The organism is Okeania sp. (assembly GCF_035285525.1).
Lineage (GTDB): Bacteria > Cyanobacteriota > Cyanobacteriia > Cyanobacteriales > Microcoleaceae > Trichodesmium.
On the sequence record NZ_JAYKGW010000074.1, the window covers coordinates 1 to 5,814 of the forward strand.

2 protein-coding genes are annotated in these 5,814 nt (G+C 31.8%); both read left to right on the top strand.

What is annotated here, in order from left to right:
* The coding region (locus tag VKJ25_RS07640; protein ID WP_324236027.1) for a trifunctional serine/threonine-protein kinase/ATP-binding protein/sensor histidine kinase at nucleotides 1–3,800 on the top strand (3,800 nt) is incomplete at its 5' end.
* Nucleotides 3,801–4,571: 771 nt separating this feature from the next.
* A partial coding sequence (locus tag VKJ25_RS07645; RefSeq protein WP_324236028.1) for a protein kinase domain-containing protein occupies nucleotides 4,572–5,814 on the top strand: 1,243 nt, incomplete at its 3' end.

A 5,814-nucleotide genomic window follows, 5' to 3' on the forward strand; every position in this document is an offset into this window, starting at 1 on the left:
ATCCATTTTTTAGCATTCAGTTTATCAAGTTTATTTACAAAAAAGGATTAATTTTTTATGATTATCAACAAAATAAATGGTTGTTTGATTTATCAGAAATAAAAATTTTGGCAGGGAGTGGGGATGTGGTGGAGTTGATGGCTGCTGAAATTAAAAAATTACCATTAGAAACTCAAGAATTATTAAAATTAGCAGCTTGTATTAGTAATCAGTTTGACTTAGAAACTCTCTCAGTTGTATCAGAGAGATCTATTTCAGAAACGGCTTTGTTTTTGTGGAATGCTTTATCAGAAGGATTGATTTTGCCAGCAGATGAAGCTTACAAATTTTATCAGGGAGAACACTATGATAATTTGCCAGAAATAACAAATATAGAAACACCGATTTATCATTTTCTCCACGACCGAGTACAACAGGCAGCTTATAGTCTAATTCCGGAACAAAATAAGCAAGAAACTCATTTAAAAATTGGCAGACTCTTATTGAAAAATACCGCGAATGAGGAATTAGAAGAAAAAATATTTGAAATTGTAAATCAATTGAATTATGGTGTGGAATTAATTACAGAAAAAGATGCTAGGGAAGAGTTGGCAAGTTTAAATTTAAGAGCGGGAACTAAAGCTAAAATATCTACTGCTTATCAAACAGCAATATCTTATTTACAGACAGGAATAAACTTATTAACTGAAAATAGTTGGCAAACCCAATATCAATTAACATTGGCATTACATGAAGAAGCAGTAGAAACTAACTACTTAAATGGTGACTTTGCAGAAATGGATAAATTAGTCGATATTGTATTAGAAAAAGCTAATAATATCTTGGAGAAAATGAAAGTTTATGAAACCAAAATACAAGCTTACATTACTATGACTAAACTCCAAGAAGCTTTAACTATAGGTTTATCTGTTTTGTCACTTCTTGGTATGATCTTTCCGACAAATATAACTGAATCGTATATTAAAGAATACTTGCAAAACACTGAAGCTAACTTGAGGGAAAAAAATATCTCTGAGTTGATTAATTTACCACTGTTGGAAGAGCCAGAAAAGTTAGCAGTTCTTCGCATTTTATCATCACTTTTTTCGATTGTATTTGTTTCTAATCCGGCATTATTGCCATTGATAATATGTAAGCAAATAAATCTATCTTTAAATTCGGGAATATCTACGTTTTTTGCTTTTGCTTGTACCGCCTATGGTTTTCTCTTGTGTACTATAGAACAAGATATTGATACTGGATATCAGTTTGGTAGACTTGCCTGCGAGCTATTAGAAAAATTTAATAGTAAAGACCAGAAAACAAAAATATTTCAATTTACTTACACTGGAATTGAATATAGAAAAATTCATGTTCAACAAACTTTTCCTCATTTGCTAGAAGCTTATAAAATAGGTTTAGAAACGGGAGATTTAGAATATGCTGCTTATAGTATTCTTCATTACTGTGGTTATTCTTACTTGGCAGGTATATCTCTAGATCAACTACAGCAAGAAATAGAAAATTATAGTAATTCTCTAAAGCAGCTTAAACAAGAAAATAATTATTATTATAATCAGATTTATTATCAAGTTGTGTTGAATTTACTAGGCTATGAAGAAAATCCTGAATTGTTATCAGGTAAAGCTTTTAATGAGGAAAAATTTATTCCTTTCTATGAAAATATTAAGGACCGCTATGGTTTATTTCAAATCTACTTCAATAAATTAATTCTCTCTTATTTATTGGGAAATTTTCAGCAATCAAAAGATTATGTCGCGCGAGCAGAAGAATATGTTGAGGGTGGTGTCACGGGGTTCTTTTATTTTCCAGTATATTGTTTTTATAGTTCCCTAGCTTTACTAGCTTTTTACCCTAATTCAAAAGTTGCAGAACTAGATAAAATCCTAGAAAAAGTAACAGCTTATGGCGAAAAAATGAAATTCTGGGCACAACACGCACCCACAAATTATTCCCATAAATACTATTTAATAGAAGCAGAAAAACAAAGAATATTAGGAAATAAAATAGCAGCTATCGAAGCTTACGAACAAGCGATCGCTCTCGCTACAGAAAATAAATACATTCAAGAAGCAGCTTTAGCAAACGAACTGTCTGCCAAATTTTATCTAGACTGGGGGAAAACCAAAATTGCTCAGACCTACATGATCGAAGCATACTATAGATATCTTGACTGGGGAGCAGTTGCTAAAATCAAAGATTTGGAAAAACGCTACCCACAACTACTCGCTCCAGTATTACTTAGCTCCGATGAAAACGCAAACGCGATCGGTAGAAATATTAGCTATTCTTATACCTCTAGCAGCAAAAGTGAAAATAGTCTAGACTTAGCAACTGTACTCAAAGTTTCTCAAACACTTTCTGGAGAAGTAAAGTTAGAAGGTTTGCTCTCTACTTTAATGGAACTGATGATGGAAAATGCGGGGGCACAAAAATGCGCTCTTATTCTCCTGCAAGAGCAACAGTTAATATTGGAAGCAATGACTTCTGTTGTTGGTACAGCTATCCCTAGCGATCCTAATCAATATCTCCAAAATTTCCAGCGCCCTCAAATACCCGTTTCCAGAACTCAAGAGTTACCCCAAACGTTAATTAATTATGTCTGGCGAACTGAAAAATTTCAAGTATTTGATGATGTCACCACAGAAACAATATGGATAAATGACCCTTATTTTCAACGACAGCAACCTAAATCTATATTATGTACTCCAATTATTAAACAAGGTAAAATTATAGGGATTATCTACTTAGAAAATAATTTAACAACAGGTGCATTTACTTCGGAAAGACTAGAGCTATTAGAAATGATTACTACCCAAGTAGCTATTTCTTTAGAAAATGCTTTTCTTTACAATACTTTAGAACAAAAAGTCGAGCGACGTACCCAACAATTAAACGAAAAAAATCAAGCTTTAGCTCAAACTTTAGAAGAGTTAAATGAAAAAAATCAAGCTTTAGCTCAAACTTTAGAAGAATTAAAAAAGACTCAAACTCAACTCATTCAAACGGAAAAAATGTCATCTTTAGGACAGTTAGTTGCTGGAGTTGCTCACGAAATTAATAATCCAGTTAACTTTATTTATGGCAATATAGATTATGCTCAAGAATATGCTCAAGATTTATTAGATGTCATTAATATTTATCAGGAAAATTATCCCGAACCTGTTAATGAAGTCAAAGATATTTTAGAAGATGTGGAGTTAGATTTTTTAGTTGAAGATTTGCCCAAAACATTAAATTCGATGAAAGTAGGAGCTGAACGAATTAAAAAAATTGTTCAATCTCTACGGAATTTTTCTCGTCTGGATGAATCAGAAGTTAAAAATGTAGATATACATGAAGGAATAGATTCTACTTTGATGATTCTCCAAAATTATCTCAAAGGTAGACCTAATGAATTAGAAATTAAAGTTATTAAAAATTACGGTCAATTACCTAAGGTTAAATGTTATCCTGGAGAACTAAATCAGGTATTTATGAATATTATTGGTAATGCTCTTGATGCACTAGAGAATATAAGAGATAAAAATAGTAATTCTTTTCCTCAAATTACTATTACTACAGAAATAGAAGCAGAAAAATTTATGATAATTCGGATTGCTGATAATGGTATGGGTATAAGTGAGGAGGTGCAACAGCGGATGTTTGATCCTTTTTATACGACAAAAAAAGTAGGGAAAGGTACGGGGTTAGGTTTAGCCATTAGTTATCAAATTGTGGTGGAACATCATCAAGGAAATTTAGAATGTATTTCTACTCCCGGAAAAGGTTCAGAATTTGTAATTTCTATTCCTGTTTGAAGGAAGAAGCTAGAATAAATCAGAAACAAGAAAGAGAGAATAAACTTTTAATCAAAAACCATAAACTATAGAAATAATTATCTCAAATTTGAAGTAAGAAGAAAGAGAGAATAAACCTTTAATAAAAAAGGAGCAACGATAGAAATAACTATCTTAAATTAATTGGAGCAGCTACTTTTAAGCATTTTTGACATCTACCTTTTTATAGATGTAACCCACTTCCTGGGTTCAAAAAACTCTTGTAGTATTTTTGTGATAGAAATATGGGTAATAAATGATTAAATAAACCTTTTAGTCGAAAATATATTGTAGTATCATAACGATATTTGCTATACTTGAGTTGTCTACTTCTAAATACTGTATTTTTAACATAATTTTATTGTTAAATAAACTGTATAATTTCTCTGGTTATTTTTGTTACTATAGCAATCATAAATAGGTTGTGATACTAAATCCGGTTTACATTGGAAGTTTATTATCAAGGTAAAATAGAAAGCAGAAAGAAGAGTTAGAAAGATTTAGACAAAGTAGCTTTTAATAACCGGATTTAGTATGACAAATCAAAAAGTAAATAAAAAAACTGTAACTCCTACCTGTTCCCTCTGTGGGTACACATTCCGCAAGGGTTTTATCGTTGTCGCGGGGTCTAACCGTTTGCGTCTGTTGCCGACGCTGGATGAGACCGCTGTTAAGCATTCCCTATAGTATCACTGAAATAGGATTGTTATAAAATACATTATCTATAAATAAAATTAACTGATGCAGATGCAGATGCAGAAAATTCTTAATTATCAACTTCTAGAAAAAATTTACGCTAGCGATCGCACAATTGTTTATCGTGCTTATGCAGAATCATACGAAAAATTAGTCATCCTGAAACTACCAAATTATCCCTATCCTAATTTTAAACAGTTAACCCAATATCGCAACGCTTATGCACTTGTAAAAAACTTTAATTTTCCTGGGGTAGTAAAAATGCTAACTCTGGAAAAATTTGAGCAACGTTTAATGTTAGTAATGGAAGATTTTGGTGGTATATCTCTACAAAAGTACATCAGAGACCAAAATCTTTCTAACCTGATAAATGGAATAGATATAAGTCAATTTTTCCACATAGCTATCCAAATAATTAATACTTTAGAAAAATTACACCAAAATCAGATTATTCATAAAGATATTAAACCCCAAAATATTATTATTAATCCTCAAACCAAGGAAATTCAACTAATAGATTTTAGTACCACAACAAAGCTACCCAAAGAGACAGCCGAAATACGGAATCAAAATACTATAGAAGGGACTCTAACTTATATTTCACCAGAACAAACAGGCAGAATGAATAGAGGTATTGATTATCGGAGTGATTTTTACTCATTAGGAATTACATTTTATCAATTATTAACTGGGCAACTTCCTTTTATTTCAGAAGACCCTATGGAATTAGTTCATTTTCATATTGCCCGTCAACCACAATCTCTGATAGAATTGAATCCCCAAATACCAGAAAATCTTAATTCTATAGTGTTGAAATTAATAGCCAAAATGCCAGAAGCTCGTTATCAAACAGCAGCCGGATTACGCTATGATTTAGAAAAATGTCAGTATGAGTGGGAAAATACTCAAAAAGTAACAGTATTTGAACTGGGAAAACAAGATAGTACCAACTACTTAATTATACCAGAAAAACTCTATGGAAGAAAGCAGGAAGTCAAAATATTACTGACAGCTTTTGACCGAATTTGTGATAGTTCCAAATCCCCAATAGAGTTAATGTTAGTGGGAGGATTTTCTGGGATTGGCAAATCAGTATTAGTGAATGAAATTCATAAACCTATAGTTGAGAAAAGAGGTTATTTTATTACTGGAAAATTTGACCAATTTAAGTGCAATATTCCCTTTTTAGCTTGGTTAAATGCTTTTGCCGAATTGATTAAACAAATCCTTAGTGAACCAGAAGCAAAATTACAGGCGATCGCTATTAAATTACAACAGGTATTAGGAGAAGAAGCACAAG